General features: G+C 74.1%; 25 protein-coding genes. 15 read left to right on the top strand and 10 right to left on the bottom strand.

Annotated elements, in window-relative coordinates; translation table 11 throughout:
• Together H6H00_RS02205 and H6H00_RS02200 are read right to left on the bottom strand one after the other, a co-directional pair.
• Positions 1–378: a response regulator transcription factor gene (locus H6H00_RS02205; protein ID WP_185719716.1), complete on the bottom strand. Its 378-nt coding sequence runs from the start codon at positions 376–378 to the stop codon at positions 1–3.
• Positions 379–383: 5 nt separating this feature from the next.
• The gene (locus H6H00_RS02200; RefSeq protein WP_185719715.1) at positions 384–1,043 is read right to left on the bottom strand and encodes a response regulator transcription factor; all 660 of its coding nucleotides are present in this window, start codon (positions 1,041–1,043) and stop codon (positions 384–386) included.
• A gap of 139 nt (positions 1,044–1,182) precedes the next feature.
• Here H6H00_RS02200 and H6H00_RS02195 point away from each other — a divergent pair, with 139 nt between their 5' ends.
• The 4 genes from H6H00_RS02195 to H6H00_RS02180 all read left to right on the top strand — a co-directional run bounded on the left by H6H00_RS02195 (position 1,183) and on the right by H6H00_RS02180 (position 4,559).
• Positions 1,183–1,905: a hypothetical protein gene (locus H6H00_RS02195; protein WP_185719714.1), complete on the top strand. Its 723-nt coding sequence runs from the start codon at positions 1,183–1,185 to the stop codon at positions 1,903–1,905.
• 68 nt (positions 1,906–1,973) lie between these two features.
• On the top strand, positions 1,974–2,909 hold the full coding sequence (locus tag H6H00_RS02190; protein ID WP_255425537.1) for a patatin-like phospholipase family protein: 936 nt from the start codon (positions 1,974–1,976) through the stop codon (positions 2,907–2,909).
• A complete protein-coding gene (locus H6H00_RS02185) occupies positions 2,906–4,165 on the top strand; it encodes a competence/damage-inducible protein A (protein WP_185719712.1) in 1,260 nt (419 codons plus the stop codon). The genes H6H00_RS02190 and H6H00_RS02185 overlap by 4 nt, the downstream gene beginning before the upstream one ends.
• Position 4,166: 1 nt before the next feature.
• On the top strand, positions 4,167–4,559 hold the full coding sequence (locus tag H6H00_RS02180; protein WP_185719711.1) for an MmcQ/YjbR family DNA-binding protein: 393 nt from the start codon (positions 4,167–4,169) through the stop codon (positions 4,557–4,559).
• On the opposite strand, the gene H6H00_RS02175 is transcribed toward H6H00_RS02180, so the two are convergent.
• A complete protein-coding gene (locus H6H00_RS02175) occupies positions 4,553–5,032 on the bottom strand; it encodes a DinB family protein (RefSeq protein WP_185719710.1) in 480 nt (159 codons plus the stop codon). The two genes, H6H00_RS02180 and H6H00_RS02175, sit on opposite strands and share 7 nt — an antisense overlap.
• A gap of 85 nt (positions 5,033–5,117) precedes the next feature.
• Between H6H00_RS02175 and H6H00_RS02170 the strand changes: the two genes are divergently transcribed.
• Positions 5,118–5,876, top strand: a complete 759-nt coding sequence (locus H6H00_RS02170; RefSeq protein WP_185719709.1) for a dienelactone hydrolase family protein — start codon at positions 5,118–5,120, stop codon at positions 5,874–5,876.
• Between the two features lie 79 nt (positions 5,877–5,955).
• On the opposite strand, the gene sodN is transcribed toward H6H00_RS02170, so the two are convergent.
• On the bottom strand, positions 5,956–6,366 hold the full coding sequence (sodN, locus tag H6H00_RS02165; RefSeq protein ID WP_185719708.1) for a superoxide dismutase, Ni: 411 nt from the start codon (positions 6,364–6,366) through the stop codon (positions 5,956–5,958).
• 80 nt (positions 6,367–6,446) lie between these two features.
• Between sodN and H6H00_RS02160 the strand changes: the two genes are divergently transcribed.
• Both H6H00_RS02160 and H6H00_RS02155 read left to right on the top strand, forming a co-directional pair.
• Positions 6,447–6,761 carry a S26 family signal peptidase gene (locus H6H00_RS02160; RefSeq protein WP_255425536.1) on the top strand — a complete coding sequence of 105 codons (315 nt, stop codon included), beginning with the start codon at positions 6,447–6,449 and terminating at the stop codon, positions 6,759–6,761.
• Positions 6,762–6,905: 144 nt separating this feature from the next.
• Positions 6,906–8,066, top strand: coding sequence for an FIST signal transduction protein (locus H6H00_RS02155; RefSeq protein ID WP_185719707.1), 1,161 nt, complete (start codon positions 6,906–6,908; stop codon positions 8,064–8,066).
• A 4-nt stretch (positions 8,067–8,070) separates the two neighbouring features.
• Here H6H00_RS02155 and H6H00_RS02150 read toward each other — a convergent pair whose 3' ends face one another.
• From H6H00_RS02150 to H6H00_RS02135, 4 genes are all read right to left on the bottom strand, one after another.
• Positions 8,071–9,204 carry an epoxide hydrolase family protein gene (locus H6H00_RS02150; RefSeq protein WP_185719706.1) on the bottom strand — a complete coding sequence of 378 codons (1,134 nt, stop codon included), beginning with the start codon at positions 9,202–9,204 and terminating at the stop codon, positions 8,071–8,073.
• 2 nt (positions 9,205–9,206) lie between these two features.
• Positions 9,207–9,950 (bottom strand): SDR family NAD(P)-dependent oxidoreductase, encoded by a 744-nt coding sequence (locus H6H00_RS02145; protein WP_185719705.1) that lies wholly within the window; start codon positions 9,948–9,950, stop codon positions 9,207–9,209.
• Positions 9,950–10,936, bottom strand: coding sequence for an acetamidase/formamidase family protein (locus tag H6H00_RS02140; RefSeq protein ID WP_185719704.1), 987 nt, complete (start codon positions 10,934–10,936; stop codon positions 9,950–9,952). Before H6H00_RS02140 ends, H6H00_RS02145 begins: the two co-directional genes overlap by 1 nt.
• Positions 10,937–11,112: 176 nt before the next feature.
• Positions 11,113–11,850, bottom strand: coding sequence for an IclR family transcriptional regulator (locus tag H6H00_RS02135; RefSeq protein WP_185719703.1), 738 nt, complete (start codon positions 11,848–11,850; stop codon positions 11,113–11,115).
• Positions 11,851–11,917: 67 nt separating this feature from the next.
• On the opposite strand from H6H00_RS02135, the gene H6H00_RS02130 reads away from it, so the two are divergent.
• The 7 genes from H6H00_RS02130 (at position 11,918) to H6H00_RS02100 (ending at position 16,642) form a co-directional block, all read left to right on the top strand.
• The gene (locus tag H6H00_RS02130) at positions 11,918–13,060 is read left to right on the top strand and encodes a 4-hydroxybenzoate 3-monooxygenase (protein WP_185719702.1); all 1,143 of its coding nucleotides are present in this window, start codon (positions 11,918–11,920) and stop codon (positions 13,058–13,060) included.
• Positions 13,060–13,773 (top strand): protocatechuate 3,4-dioxygenase subunit beta, encoded by a 714-nt coding sequence (pcaH, locus tag H6H00_RS02125; protein ID WP_185719701.1) that lies wholly within the window; start codon positions 13,060–13,062, stop codon positions 13,771–13,773. Before H6H00_RS02130 ends, pcaH begins: the two co-directional genes overlap by 1 nt.
• Positions 13,770–14,282, top strand: a complete 513-nt coding sequence (pcaG, locus tag H6H00_RS02120; protein WP_185719700.1) for a protocatechuate 3,4-dioxygenase subunit alpha — start codon at positions 13,770–13,772, stop codon at positions 14,280–14,282. Before pcaH ends, pcaG begins: the two co-directional genes overlap by 4 nt.
• A gap of 138 nt (positions 14,283–14,420) precedes the next feature.
• On the top strand, positions 14,421–15,029 hold the full coding sequence (locus tag H6H00_RS02115; protein WP_185719699.1) for a GtrA family protein: 609 nt from the start codon (positions 14,421–14,423) through the stop codon (positions 15,027–15,029).
• Between the two features lie 26 nt (positions 15,030–15,055).
• Positions 15,056–15,244: a hypothetical protein gene (locus tag H6H00_RS02110; RefSeq protein WP_185719698.1), complete on the top strand. Its 189-nt coding sequence runs from the start codon at positions 15,056–15,058 to the stop codon at positions 15,242–15,244.
• A gap of 59 nt (positions 15,245–15,303) precedes the next feature.
• Positions 15,304–15,576 (top strand): DUF4242 domain-containing protein, encoded by a 273-nt coding sequence (locus H6H00_RS02105; RefSeq protein ID WP_185719697.1) that lies wholly within the window; start codon positions 15,304–15,306, stop codon positions 15,574–15,576.
• Positions 15,577–15,652: 76 nt separating this feature from the next.
• A complete protein-coding gene (locus tag H6H00_RS02100; protein ID WP_185719696.1) occupies positions 15,653–16,642 on the top strand; it encodes a glutathione S-transferase family protein in 990 nt (329 codons plus the stop codon).
• Positions 16,643–16,648: 6 nt separating this feature from the next.
• Here H6H00_RS02100 and H6H00_RS02095 read toward each other — a convergent pair whose 3' ends face one another.
• Both H6H00_RS02095 and H6H00_RS02090 read right to left on the bottom strand, forming a co-directional pair.
• Positions 16,649–17,389: a beta-ketoacyl-ACP reductase gene (locus H6H00_RS02095; protein WP_185719695.1), complete on the bottom strand. Its 741-nt coding sequence runs from the start codon at positions 17,387–17,389 to the stop codon at positions 16,649–16,651.
• Positions 17,390–17,399: 10 nt separating this feature from the next.
• The gene (locus H6H00_RS02090; protein ID WP_185719694.1) at positions 17,400–19,346 is read right to left on the bottom strand and encodes a 3-oxoacyl-[acyl-carrier-protein] synthase III C-terminal domain-containing protein; all 1,947 of its coding nucleotides are present in this window, start codon (positions 19,344–19,346) and stop codon (positions 17,400–17,402) included.
• Positions 19,347–19,473: 127 nt separating this feature from the next.
• On the opposite strand from H6H00_RS02090, the gene H6H00_RS02085 reads away from it, so the two are divergent.
• Positions 19,474–20,700 carry a glycoside hydrolase family 3 N-terminal domain-containing protein gene (locus tag H6H00_RS02085; protein ID WP_185719693.1) on the top strand — a complete coding sequence of 409 codons (1,227 nt, stop codon included), beginning with the start codon at positions 19,474–19,476 and terminating at the stop codon, positions 20,698–20,700.
• Positions 20,701–20,748: the final 48 nt, after the last annotated feature.

The raw sequence follows: 20,748 nt of genomic DNA, 5'->3' as shown, positions 1-20,748 counted from the left end.
TCAGGGGGAGCTGAGCGAGGCCTCCCACACCGACCGCAGCGCGGACGGGCGCAGCTCCTCCTTGTGCAGGTAGGCGCTCACCCCGGGGCTGTCGACGGGGAAGGGCAGGTCGGCGCGGGCGTAGCTGGAGCACAGCACGACGACGGTCCGCGGAGCGTGCTGCGCGATCCGCGCGGCCGCCTCCACCCCGCTGATGCCGGGCAGGCGGACGTCGAGCAGGACGAGGTCGGGATGCAGGGTCGCGGCGAGCGTCACGGCCTCCTCGCCGGTGCCCGCCTCGCCGACCAGCAGGAACCCGGGCGTCCGGGCCAGCACCGCGGCGGCCGCCAGCCGGAACGGCCGCTGGTCGTCCACCACGAGCACCCGCACGGGGTCCATCGGGATCAGTCCTTCTGCAGGTACATCAGGACGGCGCTGACGCGGCGGTTGAGGTCGCGCTCCTCGGACAGCCCGAGCTTGGCGAAGATCGAGTTGGTGTGCTTCTCGATCGCCCGCTCGGAGAGCACCAGCGCCGCGGCGATCGCGGCGTTGCTCTTGCCCTGCGCCATCTCGCCGAGCACCTCCAGCTCGCGCGGGGTCAGCCGGTCGAGGTCCGACGGGGCCGCGCGGTTGGCGGCGACGAGCCCCTCGATCACCGTCGGGTCGATCACCGACCCGCCCGCGGCCACCCGGCGGATCGCCTCGGCGAGCTCGTCGCCGTCGGCCACGCGCTCCTTGAGCAGGTACCCGCGGCGCGCGGTGCCGCCCGCCAGCAGCGTCAGCGCGTAGGGCGCCTCGGCGTACTGGCTGAGCACGAGCACCCCGATCCCGGGGTGCGCCTCGCGCAGCCGCGTGGCGACCGCGATGCCCTCGTCGGTGTGCGTCGGGGGCATCCGGATGTCGGTGACGACGACGTCGGGCAGCTCGTGGTCGACGAGTGCGGTGAGCGCGGGCAGGTCGGCGGCGGAACCGACGAGGCAGAGGTCCTCGGCGGCGTCGACGAGCCGGACCAGGCCCGCGCGCAGCAGGGCGTTGTCCTCGGCGAGGACGACTCGGGTGGGCACGTCGACGAGCGTAGGGCGCGGACGCCCCGTTGCGGGGGGTGCTGGCACCACTGTCGGTCGGCCAGGGAACACCGGTCCGCCGGCGGCCCGTCCCGAGGAGTCTTCTCGGCACCAGACCGACCGATCCGAGGAGCCCGCCATGACCGCCACCGCCACCGCCGCCGACCTCTTCTCCGCCGTCGACGTCCCCGTCGCCCCCGCCACCCGCTTCCGCCGCCGCGTCACCGGTGCCGTCGCGGTGCTCGGCGGTCTCGTCACCGCGGCCGGGTTCGCGGCGACGAACTGGGAGACCGCGGAGGGCAAGCTCGCCTACCTGGACTCGCTGGTGGCCGACCCGGTCCGCAGCCAGGTCGCGGCACTGCTGCTGCACTACGGCTACCTGGGCATCGTCCCGGTGCTGCTCGCACTGGGGATCATGACCCGCCGCCGCAGCCGGATCGCCGGCAACGTCGGGATGGCCCTGGCGGTGCCCGGGGCGCTCGCCCTGCCCGGCCTGCTCGTCACCGACTTCTACGACATCGCGATCCGCCAGAGCCTGCCCGCCGACCAGGCGGTGGCGGTGTCCGACGCCGCCCAGGCCCTGCCGCTGGCCGGTCTCATGCTGGCCGGCCCGGTCCTGATGCTCACCTTCGTGGGCATGACCGTCCTGGGTGTCGCCGCCTGGCGCGCCGGGTTCTTCCACTGGGTCCCCACGCTGCTGGTCCCGCTGATGGTGGTCGGGGCCGTGGCGCTGCCGATCGGCGCGGTCTCCGGGATCGTGCAGGGCGCGTGCCTGGGCCTGTTCATGGTGGCCGTCGGCGTCGCGGTGCTGCGGATGACCGACCAGGAGTGGGTCGGCGGCTCGCGGGGAGCCGGCCGCTGACCCGCTCCACCCCGCAGGCCCGGACCGCACGGTCCGGGCCTGCGTCGTGCGTGGCCTACTCTCCGCCCGTGACGGGCGCCTTCCTCCGCGGTGACCACGACGTGCTCCGCGTGCTGCTCGACCGCCGCGGCACCCGGCCCGGTGCCCGGTCCGACCCGCACCGCGTCGCGCTCGTCGTCGGCGGGGGTGGGATGCGCGGCGCCTACGTCGCCGGGATGCTGCACGCGCTGGACCGCGCGGGCCTGCGCGCGGCGTTCGACGAGGTGTACGGGGCGTCGTCGGGCGCGGTGTCGGCGGCGTCGTTCCTCACCGGCCGCGCCGACGCCGGGGCCGCCGCGTTCCCCGAGGACCTCGCCTCCCCGGCGTTCATCGACCTGCGCCGGCTGGCCACGGCCCGGCCCGCGGTGTCGCTCGACCACCTGATCCACATCGTGCTCGGCGGCACGAAGCCGCTGCCGTGGGAGGCGCTGCGCGACAGCCCGGTGCCGCTGCACGTCGTCGCCACCGACGCGGCCGACCTGACCCCGCACGTCCTGACCGGGCTGACCACCGTCGACGACTGGCGCCGCGGCCTGCGCGCCTCGGCCGCGATCCCGCTGCTCGCCGGGCCGCCGGTGGAGCACGCCGGGCGGCGCTGGGTCGACGGCTCGGTCGGCGAACCCCTCGCGGCGGCCCGGGCGCTGCGCGGCGGCGCGACGCACGTGCTCGTGCTGGTCTGCCGGCCCGAGACGGAGATCCACGACGCGTCCGAGCTGTCGCTGTGGGCCCGCGCGCTCGACCGCGCCGTCCCCGGGCTCGGCACCCTGGCCCAGGGCAGCCGCCGCTACGACCTGCGCCTGGTCACCGACGCCGCCCATCCCGACCGCGGCCCCGGGCACCTGCTGGCGCTCGGCCCGTCGCGGGCCGCCGGCATCGCCGCGCTCTCGACCGACCCCGTCCGGGTGGCCGAGGCGGTCGCGGTGGGCGACGCGTCGGCGGTGGCGGCGGTAGCGTCCCTCGCATGAGTGGATCAGTGGGTCGGCCGCGGGCCGCGGTCGTCGTCACCGGGAGCGAGCTGCTCACCGGGGCGATCTCGGACAGGAACGGCCCGTGGGTCGCCGAGCACCTCGGCGAGCTGGGGTTCGAGGTGTCGCACGTGCTGGTCGTCGGCGACCGTCCGGCCGACCTCGCCGACGCGCTGGAGTTCGTCCGGGGTGCGGCGCTGGTCGTCACCAGCGGCGGGCTCGGCCCCACCGCCGACGACCTGACGGCCGAGGTCGTCGCCTCCTTCGCCGGCGTCCCCCTGGAGCTCGACGAGCCGATGCGCGCGCACATCGCCGGGATCCTCGCGGCGTGGGCCCGGCGCACCGGGTTCGACGGGCCCGCGCTGGAGGAGGCCAACCGCAAGCAGGCCATGGTGCCGCGCGGGGCGACCGCGCTCGCCCCCGTCGGCACCGCGCCGGGGCTGGTCGTCACGGTGCCGGACGGGCCGGTCGTCGTCGTGCTGCCGGGGCCGCCGCGGGAGCTGCAGGGGATGTGGCCCGCCGCGCTCGCCGCGGCCCCCGTCGCCGAGCTGCTGGCCGGGGTGCCGGCGGCGCGGTCGCGGTCGCTGCGCTACTTCGGGCTGCCCGAGTCGGAGATCGCGGCCACCCTGCGCGACCTCGACACGACCGGCATCGAGGTCACCACCTGCCTGCGCCGCTCCGAGCTGGAGGTCGACCTGCGGCCCGAGCCGGGGGTGTCCACCGACGCGCTGGCCGACGCCCTGATCGCCGCGCACGAGCGGCACCTCGTCAGCGCCGACGGCACGAGCACCGACGCGCTGGTCGCCGCCGGGCTGCGCGACAAGGGCTGGACCGTGGCGACGGGGGAGTCCTGCACCGGCGGGATGCTGGCGTCGCGGCTGATCGACCGGGCCGGGTCCAGCGCCTACGTCGACGGCGGCGTCGTGGCGTACTCGAACGCGGCGAAGACCGCGCTGCTCGGCGTGCCCGCCGACCTCATCGAGGCGCGCGGCGCGGTGTCGCCGGAGGTCGCCCGCGCCCTGGCCGACGGCGCGCGCGAGCGGTTCGGCGCCGACGTCGGCGTCGGGATCACCGGCGTCGCGGGGCCGGACGGCGGCACCGACGCCAAGCCCGTCGGCTACGTCTGCTTCTGCGTCACCACCGCCGACGGCCTGGTGCTCGCCCGCGACCCCCGCCTGCCCGGCAGCCGCTCCGACGTGCGCGAACGCTCCACCGACACCGCGATGCACCTGCTGCTGCGGGCCGTACGGGGCTGAGGTGCAGGAGTACCTCGGGCCGGTGCGGGCGATCTGCGCGCGCCTGCCCGAGGCGTACGAGGAGCGGGCGTGGCACGGCGTCCGGTGGCGGATCCGGAAGAGGACCTTCGCCCACCTGCTCCCGATCGACGCCGGCCGCCCGCCCGCCTACGCCCGCGCGGCGGGCACCGACGGGCCCGCGGTTGTCCTGACGTTCTCCTCCTCCGGCCCCGAGCTCGCGGCGCTGCACCACGTCGGCCCGCCGTTCTTCGCCGCGCCGTGGGGGTCGGCCGTCGTGGGCGTGGTGCTGGCCCCAGACGTCGACCACGAGGAGCTGGTCGAGCTGCTGACCGACAGCTTCTGCCTGCTCGCCCCGCGCGCACTGGCCGAGCGGGTGCGGGCCGGGTCTCAGTGAGCGAGCACCTGCTCGCGCAGGATGTCGGCGTGCCCGCAGTGGTGGGCCAGCTCGCGCAGGACCTGCAGGTACACCCAGCGCAGCGTGCGCGGCCCGGACCGGTGCCCGGTCACGACGTCGTCCAGCGCCAGGTCGGCCACCGCCGCCCGGGCCGTCGCGCAGGCCGCCCGGTGGGCGGCCAGCACCGAGGCGACCGTGTCGTCGTCGGTGAGCCGGAAGGACTCCTCCGGGCTCGACACCAGACCGAGCGCGCGGCGGGAGGTGCCGCCGACGCACTCCTCGAACCACACCCGCTGCATCCACGTGAGGTGCGCGAGCAGGCCGAGCAGCGTCGTCGACGACGGGACGAGGCGGCGGCGGGCCTGCTCCTCGGTGAGCCCGTCCAGGGTCGCCTCGACCGCGGCCCGGTACTCCTCGACGAACGCGTCGAGCTGCGTGCGCTCGTCGTCCAGCCGCACGTCGGCCGCACCCATCCGCGTCTCCTCCCACCCGGTCCCGCGTTCCGCCGGTGGTGAACACCGGCTCCGCGACCCTCGACGGCCCCTAGCGTCCGACCGCATGACGGTCACGACGCGCACGGTCGAGTATCCCGCCGACGGGCTCACGATGATCGGGCACCTCGCCCTGCCCTCCGGGGCCGACCGCAGGCCCGCGGTCCTGATCGGGCCGGAGGGCCCGGGACTCAACGACTTCCAGCGCTACCGGGCGGACGCGCTCGCCGAGCTCGGCTACGTCGCGCTGGCCTTCGACATCCACGGCGGCCGGTGGTTCGCCGATCCCGAGGAGATGCTGGCGCGGTGCCGGCCGCTGCTCGCCGATCCCGACCGGATGCGGGGCGTCGGCCGCGCCGCCCTCGACGTGCTGTGCGCCGAGCCCCGGACCGATCCCGACCGGATCGCCGCCGTCGGCTACGGCACGGGGGGCGCGATCGCGCTGGAGCTCGGGCGCGCCGGCGTCGGGCTGCGCGCGATCGGGACGGTCAACGGGCTGATCACGGGCCGGCCCGGCGAGGCGGCGCGCATCGGCTGCCCGGTGTGGGCCGGGGTGGGGTCGCAGGACCCGATCCAGCCGGCCGCGCAGCGCGACGCGTTCGCGGCCGAGATGCAGGGCGCGGGGGTCGACTGGCGCATCACGGTCTACGGCGGGGCCGAGCACGCCTTCCACCACCCGCCCACCGACCCGGACGGATCGCTGCGGCCCGACGGCACGTACGGCCAGACGGTCCTGCCCGGCGTCGGCTACCACGCGCGGCACGCCGAGCGGGCCTGGCGCGACGTCGTCGACCTGCTCGCCGAGTGCGTGCCCGTGTCGGGCTGAGCGCACGACACCCGGGGACGACGAACGGCGCCGACCGGAGGGTGTCCCCTCCGGTCGGCGCCGTCCGCCGCGCCCTGGATCAGGCAGCCTGCTTGGTCTCCCAGAAGATCTTGTCGATCTGGGCGATCAGGTCGAGGAGCTCCTGGCCGGAGGCCGGGTCGTTCGACGCCTTGGTGCCCGAGGCACCCGCGGCCTTGGTGGCCTTGTTGAACAGCTCGTGCAGCTCCGGGTACTTCTCGAAGTGCGGCGGCTTGAAGTAGTCGGTCCACAGCACCCAGAGGTGGTGCTTGACCAGGTCGGAGCGCTGCTCCTTGATGTCGATGGCCCGCGCACGGAAGGCGGGGTCGTCGTTGCCCTGGTACTTCTCCTGGATGGCCTTCACGGACTCGGCCTCGATGCGCGCCTGGGCCGGGTCGTACACGCCACACGGGAGGTCGCAGTGCGCGGTGGCCTCCAGCCGCGGGCGGAGAATACGGGACAGCATCCGCATGGGGTCCTTCCTGGTTCGATGATCGATCTCGTTCTGTCACCCTACTCCCGGGACGTTCCCGCAACGGCGAGGAGATATGCGTGGTGCGGTGGCGACGGGTGGCGGTGCGGGGGCCGTCGATGTCCCCGACGGTCCGCGACGGCGACGTCCTGCTGGTCCGGTTCGGCGCGGCGCCTTCCCCGGGTGATGTGGTGCTCGTCCGCTGGTCAGCACGGCCGCAGCAGCTCTCCGTGAAGCGCGCGGAGCGGCCGGAGGGTGACGGCTGGTGGGTGCTCGGGGACAACCCCGACGGCTCCACGGATTCGCGTTCCCTGGGTCCCGCGAACGTGGTCGGGATCGCGTTCGCGCGAATGTGGCCGCGGCCCGGCCGACTGCGCGGGAAACCGCCCTTCTGACGTTTCAGCCATCAATTCTTTTCTGCCAGTGACTAGCGTTAAGGGGTCCGGTCGGCCGTGCGGTGGTGACGCCGCACGCGGCGTGCGACGGCCGTCCACCGCTCGGAACGGGTGGACCGGCCCCGCGTCTGTGACGATGGGTGCATGACGCGCGCGGGACGGCGGTTCGGGGACGGCCTCGCGGTGGGCCCGGACCTGGAGGGTGCGGCGGAGGTCGCCGTCGCGCAGGCACTGGCCCCGCTCGACGGCGCGGTCCCCGACCTCGTCTGGGTCTTCGTCGCGCCCGGGCGGCTCGGCGGCGACGCGGTCGAGGCCGCCGGGCGCCGGGCGATGACCCTCGCCGGGGCCCGGACCAGCGTCGGGGGCACCTCCGGCGGGGTCATCGGCGACGGTCGCGGCGTCGAGCACGGGCCGGCCGTCGCGGTCTGGGCGGCCGTGCTGCCCGGCGCCACGGTCCGCCCCGTCCGGCTCACCGCGGAGCAGGCCGAGGGCGGCGTGCGGATCGCCGGGCTGCCCACCCCGCGCTCCGACGACAAGGTGGCCGCGGTCGTCGTCGACCCGTACTCGTTCCCGGTCAGCGGGTTCCTGCAGCACGGCAACGCGGCACTGCCCGGGTTCCCGATCGTCGGCGGGCTCACCGGGGCGCCGGGCGGGCCGGGGGCCAACCGGCTGTTCCTCGACGGCGAGGTCCACGACCGCGGCGGCGTCGGCGTGGTCCTCGGCGGCGACGCGGGCGTGCGCACCGTCGTCAGCCAGGGCTGCCGTCCGATCGGGCCCGCGATGGTCGTGACGCGCGCCGAGCGCAACGTCCTGCTCGAACTGGCCGGCTCACCCGCCTACCGGCGCCTCGCCGAGATCGTGTCCGCGCTGCCGCCCGCCGAGCAGGAGCTGGCCGGGCGGGGGCTGCACGTGGGCATCGCGATCAACGAGTACGCCGACGACCACGGCCGCGGCGACTTCCTGATCCGCGGCGTCACCGGCGTCGACGAGTCGGCGGGGGCGGTCGCCGTCGGCGAGCTCGTCGAGGTGGGGCAGACGGTGCGGTTCCAGGTGCGCGACGCGACCGGGGCGGGGGAGGACCTCGTGGAGCTCCTCGGGGCCGAGCCGGCCGCCGGCGCGCTGCTGTTCTCCTGCAACGGCCGCGGCACGACCATGTTCGACTCCGCCGACCACGACCCGGCGCTGCTGCGCCGCGTGCTGGGCGAGGCGGGGGTCGCCGGGTTCTTCGCCGCCGGGGAGATCGGTCCGGTCGGCGGCCGCAACCACCTGCACGGCTTCACCGCGTCGGTGCTGACGTTCCGGTAGCGGGCTACCGCAGCGTCCCGAAGAACGCCCTCAGCTCGTCGACGAAGATCTCCGGCTGCTCCATCGACGGGAAGTGCCCGCCGACCTCGGGCTGGTGGAAGTGCCGGATGTCGGTGTAGCGCCGGGCCAGCCACGAGCGCGGCAGCCGCCACAGCTCCTTGGGGAACAGGGTGATGCCGGTGGGCACCTCGACCGGGTCGAGCCTGCGGCGCTTGTAGCTCTCCCAGTACAGCCGCGCCGAGGACGCCGCGGTGCCGGTCAGCCAGTAGAGCATCACGTCGTCGAGCATCCGGTCGCGCGGGATCACGTTCTCCGGCGGGCCGGCGGAGTCGGTCCAGTCCCAGAACTTCTCCACGATCCACATGCACTGGGCGACCGGTGAGTCGAGCAGGCCGTAGCCCAGGGTCTGCGGCCGCGTCGCCTGGATGGCGGAGTAGCCGGCGCGGTGGGTCTCGAAGTAGCGCCGGTCGGTGAGCGCGGCCTCCTCGGCCTTCGTCAGCGGCGGCACCTCCCCCTCGGGCGGGCGCTGGGCCAGCGGGAGCGTGATGTGGATGCCGATGACGGCCTCGGGCATCCCGGTGCCCAGCGCCGAGGTGATCATCGACCCCCAGTCGCCGCCCTGCGCCGCGTAGCGGTCGTAGCCGAGGCGGTCCATGAGCTGCGCCCACGCCGTGGCGATGCGCTCGACGCCCCACCCCGACGTCGCCGGCTTGTCGCTGAACCCGTACCCGGGCAACGAGGGGATGACGAGGTGGAACGCGTCGCGCGGGTCCGGCGGGTCGGTCAGGTCGTCGACGACGTCGAGGAACTCGACGACCGAACCGGGCCAGCCGTGGGTGAGCAGCAGCGGCATCGCGTTCTCGTGCCTGCTGCGGACGTGCAGGAAGTGGATCTGGACGGAGTCGTCGCCCCCGCCGTCGAGCGGTGTGCGGAACTGCGGCAGCGCGTTGAGCTCGGCCTCGCAGCGCCGCCAGTCGTAGACGCCGCTCCAGTGCTCGACGAGCTCGCGGGCGTAGTCCAGCGGCACGCCCTGCGTCCACCCGTCCACCGTCGACGCCTCGGGCCAGCGGGTGCGGGCGATGCGGTCGCGCAGGTCGTCGAGGTCGGCCTGCGGGATGTCGACGTGGAACTCGCGCATGGCTAGAACTGGACCCCGCGGGTGAGGGCACCGTCGACGACGAGGTTGGTGCCGGTGATGAACGACGCGCGCGGGCTCGCGAGCATCGTGACGGCGTAGGCGATCTCCTCGGCGGTGGCCATGCGCCCCGTCGGGTTGAGGCCCATCGCGGTGGCGAACAGCTCGGGGTTGCCGCCCTCGATGCCCTCCCACACGCCGCCCGGGAAGTAGGTGTTGCCGGGGGAGACGCAGTTGGCGCGGACGCCGGCGGCGGCGTGCTCGAGGGCCAGCCCGGCGACGTAGTGGACCACCGCGGCCTTCATGGTGCCGTAGGCGTCCTTGGCGAAGTCGATCTCGCGCCCGGAGACCGAGGAGATCGCGACGATCGACCCCTTCGTCTCGGTGAGGTGCGGCAGCACGGCCTCGGACAGCCGCACCGTGTGCATGAGGTCGACCTCGAACGAGGCCTTCCAGTTGTCCTCACCCGCCCCGATGGCGAGCGCGCTGACGTTCGCGACGGCGACGTCGATGCGCCCGAACCGCTCGGCGGTGGCCGCGACCCAGGCGGCGAGCGCGTCGCCGTCGGCCACGTCGAGTGCGGTGCCGGTGGCCCCCAGCTCGGCGCCGGCCGTCTCGACCTCGGCGGCGTTGCGCGCGCAGAAGGCGACCTGCGCCCCCTCCGCGAGCAGCGCCTCGACCACCGCCCGCCCGATGCCCTTCGTCCCGCCCGTGACGAGCGCGACCTTGCCGGCCAGCTGGAGATCCATCAGATCAGTCCTTTCGCGAGGGAGCGCAGGTGCGCGTGCATGCCGCCGTGTGCGGCGGCGTCGGGGAGCAGGCGCTTCTCGATCTTGGTCAGGGCGCTGTAGTTCGTGTCGCACACGTTGGCGAGCGGGGAGAGCGCGATCTGGGTGAGCAGCTGGTAGGCGTCGAGGGGGTCGAGCCCGTAGAGCTCGCCGAGCCAGGCGACCATGCCGACCTGGCTGGCCCGCCACGCGTCCTCCAGCGGCCGCGCGGACCCGACGACGGCGTAGTGGTCGTCGTGCTCGAGGCGGGGCCAGGCGGGCGCGCCGCCCTTGATCAGCTCGACGATGAGCGTCACGTCCATCGCACCCTCGACGGCCGTCCCGCAGCTCTCGCCCTCGCCCTGCCGGTAGTGCCCGTCGCCGACAGAGAACAGCGCGCCCTCGACGTTGACGCCCAGGTAGCAGGTGGTGCCGGGCTTCATCTCGGGGGTGTCCATGTTGCCGCCGAAGGTGTCCGGCACCAGGCTCGACCGCACCTCGCGCCCCGGCGGCGCCACCCCGACGGTGCCGAGCATCGGCTCCAGCGGCAGGTCCACCGTCAGCGCCGACGACTCGAACCGCACGGTCCCGGCGGCCCGGTCGAGCTGGTAGATCCACGTCCGCTCGGGCAGCGGGTCGTGCAGCGTGTACGGGTGGGTCAGCGCGCCGAAGAACGGGATCGTCGTGGACGCCGCCCAGTCCCGCGCGGGCGTCAGGTCGACGATGTGGATCGCGAGGGTGTCGCCCGGCTCCGCCCCCTCGACGAAGAACGGCCCGGTCTGCGGGTTGACCTGGGTCATGTCCAGCACCTGCGAGGGCACGTCCGTCGCGCGCTGCAGCCGTCCGGAGAAGGCGTCCTCCGTCCAGAGCCTCAGCACGGTGCCGGGTCGGATGCGGTGGCTCGGCGCGACCCCGCCGAAGGTCCACGCGTACTGCTCGGGGGTGGGGCGGAACTCCACGACGTCCATCGGTGTGATCGTTGTCCCCTCACACACCCGCCCGCAACACCCAGCGCGAGTTTGCCGGCGGCGCGCGGTGTGATGTCCGTTCGTGGACCGCGTCCGGACAAGACCCCGGACGGCGTCGGCAGACTCGCCGGACGGCGTCGGCAGACTCGCCGGGTGGGGGTGGCGGGCCCGCTTGGTCAGGTGGGGGGCGTCGCCAGGGTGCGCGAGACGCCGCGGGCCGCGGCGCGGACCACCGGGACGTAGGCCCGCGCGTCGGAGGTGTCCGCGGGCACCACCACCGACAGGGCCGCGACCACCTCGTCGCGCGGCCCGCGCACCGGTGCCGCGACCGACAGCGCCACCAGCTCGATCTGCCGGTCGCTCACCGCCACCCCGGTGCGCCGGACGTCGGCGAGCACCCGGCGCAGCTGCGACGGCGAGCAGATCGTGCGGTCGGTGTAGCGCCGCAGGGGCGCGGCCAGCACCTGTTCCTGCAGCTCGGGCGGGGCGTGCGCGAGCAGGACGAGGCCGACGCCGGTCGCGTGCAGCGGCAGCCGCCCGCCGACCCGCGTGATCACGTTGACGGCCCCGCGCCCGGAGATCCGGTCGACGTAGACGACCTCGGTGCCGTCGAGCACGGCGAGCTGGACGTTCTCGCCGGTCACCTCGTGCAGGTCGGCCAGGAACGGCACCGCCGCCTCCCGCAGCCCGACCGACCGCGGGGCGAGCGCCCCGACCTCCCACAGCCGCAGCCCGATCCGGTACCGCCCGTCCTCCCCGCGCTCCAGCGCGCCCCACTGCGTCAGCTCGCCGACGAGCCGGTGCGCGGTGCTCAGCGGGAGCCCGGCCCGGCGGGCGATCCCGGTGAGCGTGAGGACGGTGTGGGCGGCGTCGAACGCGGCCAGCACCCCGAGCACGCGCGCCGTCACGGTCACCGGGCCAGTCTTCCGCTCAGTGGAAGGCCCGTCGAGCGGGGGAGGCGTTCTGCGTCACGGTGACGGCATGCGGACACAGGTGGGCATCGTGGGCGCCGGACCGGCGGGGCTGCTCCTGTCGCACCTGCTGGCGCGCCGGGGCGTCGAGTCGGTCGTGCTGGAGGCGCGCAGCCGCGAGTACGTCGAGAAGCGGGTGCGGGCGGGCGTGCTGGAGCACCCGACCGTCGAGCTGCTGCGCGAGGTCGGCGTCGGCGAGCGGATGGACCGCGAGGGGATGCCGCACGAGGGCATCTCCCTGCGCTTCGACGGCGAGCAGCACCGCATCGACCTCGCCGACCTCACCGGCCGGGGGATCGTCGTCTACGGGCAGCAGGAGGTCGTCAAGGACCTCATCGCCCGGCGCCTGGCCGACGGCGGCGACGTCCGGTTCGACGTGTCCGGCGTCCGCCTCGACGGCGTCACCGACGACCCCGTCATCTCCTTCGACGGCGGCGAGCTGCGCTGCGACGTGGTCGTCGGCGCCGACGGGTTCCACGGCGTCAGCCGGGCCGCGGTCCCGCACACCCCCTACGACCGGCAGTACCCGTTCGCCTGGCTCGGGATCCTCGCGAAGGCCGCGCCGACGCACCACGAGCTGGTCTACGCCAACCACGCGAACGGGTTCGCGCTGTACTCCATGCGCAGCCCGGAGGTCACGCGGCTGTACCTGCAGGTGCCGCCGGACACGAACGCCGACGACTGGTCCGAGGCCCGGGTCTGGGACGAGCTGCACGAGCGGCTCGGCACCGAGATCAACGAGGGCCCGCTGCTGGAGAAGAGCGTCACCGGCATGCGCAGCTTCGTCACCGAGCCGATGCGGCACGGGAAGCTGTTCCTCGCAGGCGACGCCGCGCACATCGTCCCGCCGACGGGTGCGAAGGGCATGAACCTCGCGATCGCCGACGTCCGCGTCCTCGCCGACGCGCTGGACCTGCTGTTCACCGGCGGCGACGAGTCGGGCGTCGACGCCTACTCCGACGTCTGCCTGCGCCGCGTCTGGCGCGCCGAGCACTTCTCCTGGTGGATGACCTCCATGCTGCACACGAACCCGGACGCGGACGCGTTCGACCGCAGGCTGCAGCTGTCCCAGCTGCGCCAGACCGTCGGCTCCCGAGCGGCGGCCACCACCCTCGCCGAGAACTACGTCGGCCTGCCCCACGGGAGCGTCTGATGACCTACCGACCCGCCGCCGACGGCACGCACCCGCCGCTGCTGTCGCCCGGCTACCGCAGCACCGGGCTGCGCGCCCCGTCGCAGGCGCCCGTCGTGCTGCCGCAGCGGCTCACCGAGGTGACCGGACCGGCGCTGACCGGCCCCGTCGGCCCGTCGGACGCCGACCTCACCACCCAGCACGCCGGCGAGCCGATCGGCCAGCGGATCGTCGTGTTCGGGCGGGTGCTCGACTCCGACGGCCGCGCGGTGCCGGACAGCCTGGTCGAGATCTGGCAGGCCAACGCCGCGGGCCGCTACGCCCACGCCCGCGACGACTGGCCCGCCCCGCTCGACCCGAACTTCACCGGCGGCGGCCGGGTGATCACCGGTTCCGACGGGTCCTACCGCTTCACGACGATCAAGCCCGGCGCCTACCCGTGGGGCAACCACCACAACGCCTGGCGGCCCGCGCACATCCACCTGTCGCTGTTCGGGCGCGCGTTCACCCAGCGCCTGGTGACGCAGATGTACTTCCCCGACGACCCGCTGTTCGCCCAGGACCCGATCTTCAACTCGGTGCCCGACGAGAAGGCCCGGCTGCGCATGGTCTCGACGTTCGACCTCGACGCCACCCGCCCCGACTGGGCGCTCGCCTACCGCTTCGACATCGTGCTGCGCGGCGGCGACCAGACCCCGTTCGAGGCACCGCACGACGAGGAGGGTCACGCGTGACCGAGACCCCGTCCCAGACCGTCGGACCCTTCCTGTCCATCGGCCTGACCTGGCCGACCGGGTACCTGGTGGTGCCCGAGGGATCGCCGGGCGCGATCCGGATCACCGGCACCGTCCACGACGGCGCGGGCGAGCCGGTGCCCGACGGCCTGGTCGAGACCTGGCAGGCCGACGCCGACGGCCGCTTCGACGACCCGACGTTCGGGTTCGGCCGCGCCGCCACCCGCCCGGACGGGAGCTACGAGATCGTCACCGTCAAGCCGGGGGCGCTCGGCGACGGCCAGGCCCCGCACGTCGACGTGTCGGTGTTCGCCCGCGGCCTGCTCGACCGCGTCGTCACCCGCATCTACTTCCCCGACGAGGCCGCGGCCAACGCCGCCGACCCGCTGCTCGCCGGACTGCCCGCGGAGCGCGCGGCCACGCTCGTCGCCGCGGCCGCGGGGCCGGGGGAGCTGCGCTTCGACATCCGCCTCGGCGGGGAGCGCGAGACGGTGTTCCTCGTGCTGTAGCGAACCGGTGAGGGCCCTCACGCGTAGATCCCGGCGACACCGGGAAATCTCCGGACGATCACAGCGTTCACACAGGTGAGCGACAGCGTCCACCTCGGTGGATGTGATCAGCTGGACAGCGACGTGAGGGGGTGTGCGATGACGGCGGTGCTGGACCGCGAGCCGGTGGCGCGCCCCTCCCTGCGCGAGCGGCACCCGTTCGCCGTGCAACTGTCGCGCTACGTCGTCGCTGGCGGCGTCGGCACGCTCGTCAACGCGCTGCTGTTCCTGTTCCTGCGCACCTGGTGGGACCTGCTCGCGGCCAACCTCGTCGCGCTGGTCCTCAGCACGCTGGTGAGCACCGAGGTCAACCGGCGCTTCACCTTCTCCGGCGCGCAGGGCCACACCTGGCGCGTGCACGTGCAGACCGTCGGGATGGTCGTCTTCTACGCCGTCTACAGCTCCGCGGTGCTGCTCGCCCTGCACGCGGTCGTCGACTCCCCGACGCCGCTGCTGGAGTCGGTCACCGTCGCCGCGGCGAGCGTCGTCGGTGGCGCGGCCCGGTTCCTGATCCTGCGGTTCTGGGTCTTCGACGCCGACCCGGCCGACGGCCCGGGGCCGGTCGGGCGGGTGCGCGCGTACTGGCACGGGCACCGGCGCACGGTCGTCCGCGTCGGGGCCGCCTTCCTGGCCGGCACGGCGCTGCTGCTCAGCTCCGCGGGGGCGTGCGACCCCAGCAGCTGGGGCACGAGCCAGAGCGGGTACTGACCGGCCGGTCGTGGCAGGCTCCGCACATGGGACACACCACCATGAAGCGGACCATCGCGGCGGTCGTCGCGGGCGCCGCGCTCGTGCTCACCTCCGCCGGCGCCTGCGGGCCGACCGCGACCGGCGACGACGACAACCCCGGCGTGTCGAACCAGCAGGACGGCGACGACGACGGCGGGGACGGCGACGGGGACGACGGCGGCGACGACGACTGACCGACGCCCGTCCGTTCGGAGGGGTCGCGGCGGCCCGGCCCGTGGCTAGCGTCGGGGGCATGCCCAAGTACGTGATCGAACGCGAACTGCCCGGAGCGGGCAGCCTGACCGACGACCAGATCAACGAGATCAGCCGCACGAGCAACCAGGTGCTCGACGGCATGCCCGACGTCCAGTGGGACCACAGCTACGTCACCGACGACAAGATCTACTGCGTCTACGTGGCCCCGGACGCCGACAAGATCCGCGCGCACGCCGACCAGGGCGGGTTCCCGGCCAACTCGGTGAGCGAGGTCCGCCGGACCATCGACCCGACGACCGGCGGCCGCTGACCCGTCCCGGCACCCGACCCGGGCCGCCCGCGCCTCGTCCCGAGCGCGTGGGCGCCCGCGGTCCTACGCTGTGATCATGTCGAGCACAGCCGGATCCTTCGAACGCGAGCCCGTCGGCATGGACGAGCGGATCCTCGCCGACGGCTCGTCGCGGTGGCCGGTGGAGGCCGGCCGCTACCGGCTCGTCGCGGCCAGGGCGTGCCCGTGGGCGCACCGGTCGGTGATCGTCCGGCGGCTCCTCGGCCTGGAGTCCGCGATCTCGCTCGGCATCGCCGGCCCGCTGCACGACGAGCGCAGCTGGCGGTTCCACCTCGATCCCGGCGACCGCGACCCGGTGCTCGGCATCGAGTACCTCGGTGAGGCCTACCGCGCCGCCGATCCCGACTTCGACGCCGGGATCACGGTGCCCGCACTGGTGGACGTCGCGAGCGGGAAGGTGGCCACCAACGGCTTCCAGGACCTCACGCTGGACTTCTCGACCCAGTGGACCGCGCACCACCGCGACGGGGCCCCCGACCTCTACCCGGAGGAGCACCGCGCCGAGATCGACGAGGTCATCGCCTCGTTCTACGACTCGGTGAACAACGGCGTGTACCGGTGCGGGTTCGCGAGCACCCAGGACGCCTACGCGGAGGCCTACGGCGAGCTGTTCGACCGGCTCGACTCCCTGTCCGAGCGCCTGGCCGACCGCCGCTACCTGGTGGGCGACTCGATCACCGAGGCCGACGTGCGGCTGTGGGTCACGCTCGTGCGCTTCGACGCGGCCTACCACGGCCACTTCAAGTGCAACCGCCAGAAGCTCACCGAGATGCCGGTGCTGTGGGCCTACACCAGGGACCTGTTCCAGACCCCGGGCTTCGGCGACACCACCGACTTCGAGCAGATCAAGCAGCACTACTACGGCGTGCACCACACGATCAACCCGAGCGGCGTCGTGCCGCTGGGGCCCGACGTCAGCGGGTTCCTGACCCCGCACGGCCGCGCCGACCTCGGCGGCCGCCCGTTCGGCGACGGCACCCCGCCCGGCCCGGTGGCCGGGTCCGAACGGGTGCCGTCCCTCACCTGAGCGGGCCTACATGTCCATCCCGCCGTTGACCGAGATGACGCTGCCGGTGATGTAGCCCGCGTCGTCGTCGACGAGGAACTGCACCGCGCGCGCGATCTCCGAGGCCTGGCCCAGCCGCCCGACCGGCACCCGGGCGACGATCTTGTCGTAGGCCTCCTGCGGGATCGCGGCGACCATCTCCGTCTCGATGTAGCCGGGGGCCACGCTGTTGACCGTGATCCCCTTGTTGGCGGTCTCGCGCGCGAGGCTCTGCGTGAGGCCGAACAGGCCCGCCTTGGACGCGGCGTAGTTGACCTGGCCGATGTTGCCCATCTGCCCGATCACCGACGAGATGTTGACGATCCGGCCGAACTTCCGCTCGAGCATGTGGTCGAGCACCGGCTTGGTCATGTAGAACGCGCCGGAGAGGTTGACGCGCAGCACCGCGTGCCAGTCCTCCACCGACATCTTGCGCATCGTCTTGTCGACGGTGACGCCGGCGTTGTTGATCAGGTAGTCGATCCGGCCCTGGGACTCCAGCACCTCGGCGACGACGCGCTGGCAGTCCTCCACCACGCCGACGTTGCCCTGGTGGATCGACACCGACCCGCCGTCGGCGGCGAGCTTCTCCGCGAGCTCCTCCGCCGCCTTGCTGTTGGAGGAGTACCCGGCCGCGACGTGCACGCCGGACTTCGCCAGTGCGGTCGTGATCGCGGCCCCGATGCCCCGGGCTCCGCCCGTCACGATGGCCACTCGCCTGTCGGTCATGTGGTTCCCCTCATTCCCCGAACGCCTCGCGGACGTCGTCTGTGGTGGTGGGTCGGTCGGTCGTGCGCGGGGTGTCCGCCGTGGTCGCCGGGGTGGTGGCCCGCTCCGGGGCGACGATCGACGGGTCGACGCGCAGCACGGCGTAGCCGCCGACGGCGCCCGCCCCGAACCCGGGCGCGAACACCCGGACGGGCTCGGTGATGGCCCCGTCGCGCACGGCGTCGGCGATGGCGATCGGGATCGACGCCGCGGAGACGTTGCCCATCGTCTCGATGTCGAAGTAGAGCTGGTCGTGGCGCAGGCCGGCCTTGTCGGCGAGACCGAGGATCATGGTCTTGTTGGCCTGGTGCGGCACGATCAGGTCGATCGAGTCGATCATCGGCCGGTCGGGCCGGTCGGGGTCGGGCTCGGCGGCCAGCTCGCCGAGCATCTGGTCGAGGTAGCGCTGCACCAGCGACTTCACCTCGGGTCCGTACACGGTGATGTCGTTGTCGAACTCCGGGTTCGGCCAGATGATCGAGTTGACCTCGCTGACCGGCCCGCTGGCGTAGGTCTGCAGCAGCTCGATGTCGCTGGTCTCGCCCGGGGCCACCACGATCGCCGCCGCGCCGTCGCCGAAGATCATGCGCGAGGTGCGGACCGCGCCGATCTTGTCGGAGAACTTCTCGACGCAGACCAGCAGCACCGGCCGCTGCACCTCCTGCAGCAGCCGCACGGCCTCCGAGAGCCCGTAGGGCAGGCCCGCGCACGCCGCGACGATGTCGGCCGACGCGTGGGTCTGCAGGATGCCGAGCTGCCCCGACAGCCAGCACGCCACCGACGGGATGAGCCGCTCGCTGGTGCAGGTGGCGACCAGGACCGCCCCGATCTCGGCGGGGGAGCGGCCCGAGTGCTCGAGCGCGGCGAGGGCAGCGTCCAGGGCCAGCTGCTCCAGCGGGCGCTCGGAGTAGCGCCGCTCGTCGATCCCGGTCTTCTTGCTGATCTCCGCCGCGCTCATCGGCGACCACGAGAAGCTGGCGTTGCGGATGACGTCGTCGTTGCTGCACACGAGCTCGCCGCGCACCACCGACAGGGCCTCCAGCACCGGCTTGACCGCGAAGGCCTCGCGCACCCGCGTCGGCGGGTAGGGGGTGACCGGGGCGACCGGGGGCAGCGCGGCCGGCGGCGCGGCCGTCGGGACCGCCCCGGAGCGGACGCGGTCGATGAACGCCGTGACGTCGCGGTTGCGCGGGTGCAGGGCGATGACGACGTCGTCGTCACCGATCTCGTCGACGCGGCGCAGGGTGGTCTCGGCCCGCTCCCACGGGTACTGGTTGTGCAGCACCATCGCCCAGCGCGAGAGCGCCTCCAGCTCGGGCACCGACTCGTCGGCGTCGAGTACGTCGGTGAGCGAGAACGTCGGGAAGTCGGGGTCGTGCGCGGGCAGCACCCAGGTCAGGGCCTCGGGGCGGGCGAGCAGCTCGGCCACCGTCGGCTTGATGGCCGGCAGCTCGGTGGCGTGGTGGCGCTTGTGCCGGAACACGTCGAACAGCAGAGCGAAGGCACGTTCCTCGGCCTCGGCGTCGTAGGTGGCGGGCAGGGACCGGTAGGCGTTCTCGACGGCGGCGACCTTGCGCTCGCCGTCCTCCCACGGGGTGAGGACGGGCAGGAAGACGTCGTCGCGGCCCCGGGGGAGGTCGCGGAAGCGCGTCGGTCTCTTGTCGAACATCGTCATCGAGTAGCGGTTGACCCAGAACAGGTTCTGGGCGAGGTCGCGCAGGAGCGGGAAGCGGCTGTCGTAGGCGCCTGCTTCGACCCGTTCCAGCAGGTCGGTGCCGGTGGGGGCCTTGGCCTCGAAGTCGCGGCCGATCACGGCCGTGAACTGGTCGAGGGTGTCGAGCACCGAGAAGTCGAGCTCTCCGAGGACGGTTGCAGGGAAGACGAGCTTGCCGTGGCTGTTGATCACGAACGGCTTCACGTGTCCCACTAGACGTGATGTGACCGGCGTCGCACAAGCGCCGTTCGTTGGATCTTGCCGTCGACACCCGGACGCGCCACGGACGGTCGGTCCGCTCACCCGGACGCGGGGTGGATGATGAACGGCGATGACCCGAACGCCCGCACCCGCCCAGCACGCGTCCGTCCGCCTGCGCGCCCGCGCCCGGCCCGTCCGGCGACGCCCGGCCGGACCGTGGCTCGTCGGCCTCGCCGCGGGCGTGCTGGCGAGCACGGCGGCGTTCCTGACCCCGGTCGCGCCCGTCCCCGTCCAGGTGCTGGCGGCCCCGGCCGCGCTGCCCGCCCCCGCCGACGACCGGCTCCCGGACTGCGCGGCCGTCCTCGGCGGGATGTCCCCGCGCGCCCAGCTCGCGCAGCGGCTGATGGTCGGGGTGGACGTCGACGACCCGGAGGCGGCGGCGGAGACCGTGCGCGGCAGCCAGGTCGGCGGGGTCTTCCTGCCCGGCAACGCGACCGCGCTGCTGCAGGACCAGGCGCTGCGCGCGCTGCAGGCCGGGGCCCGGATCCCGGTCACCGTGGCCGTCGACGACGAGGGCGGCCGGGTCCAGCGCATCGACGAGCTCGACGGCGACCTGCCCAGCGCCCGCGAGATGAGCGCGCTGACCCCGGACGAGGTGCGCGCGCTGGCGGAGGAGCGCGGGCGGCTGCTCGCGGCCCGCGGCGTCACGATGGACATCGCCCCGGTCGTCGACCTCGGGGGGCAGAGCGCGGGCGAGGTCATCGGCGACCGCTCGTTCGGCACCGACCCCGACGACGTCACCCGCTACGCGCTGGCGTTCGCGCAGGGGCTGCAGGAGGCCGGGATCGCGCCGGTCGTCAAGCACTTCCCGGGGCACGGCCGCGCCGACGGCGACTCGCACGCCGGCCGCGTCACCACCCCGCCGCTCGCGGACCTGCGCGCCGCCGACCTGCGCCCCTACGCCGACCTCGTCGGCCCCGGCGCGCCGCTGACGACCGGCGCGCTGCCCGCGGCGGTGATGGTCGGGCACCTCGACGTCCCCGGCCTCACCGACGGCCTGCCCAGCTCGCTCACCCCGGCGGTCTACGCGCTGCTGCGCGGGGACTACGGCTTCGGCGGCGTCGTCTACACCGACGACCTGGGGGCGATGAAGGCGATCACTGGGGAGTACGACCTGCCCGAGGCCGTGCTCGCCGCGCTGGACGCGGGCTCCGACGTGGCGCTGTGGTCGGCGGGCGGCGACCCCGCCCCGATCCTGGACGCCCTGGAGCCCGCCCTGGCCGACGGCACCCTCGACGCCGCGGAGAACACCGCCGCCGTGACCCGGGTCCTGCGGGCGAAGAGCGCCTGCGGCTGACGCCGCCCGCCCGCCGGCCGAGGGTGCCGGTGCGCCCCGCCTTTGCTC

The organism is Pseudonocardia petroleophila, from assembly GCF_014235185.1.
Taxonomy (GTDB): domain Bacteria; phylum Actinomycetota; class Actinomycetes; order Mycobacteriales; family Pseudonocardiaceae; genus Pseudonocardia; species Pseudonocardia petroleophila.
The sequence above is the reverse complement of the archived record's forward strand: the minus strand, read 5'-3'. Positions and strand labels throughout refer to the sequence as shown.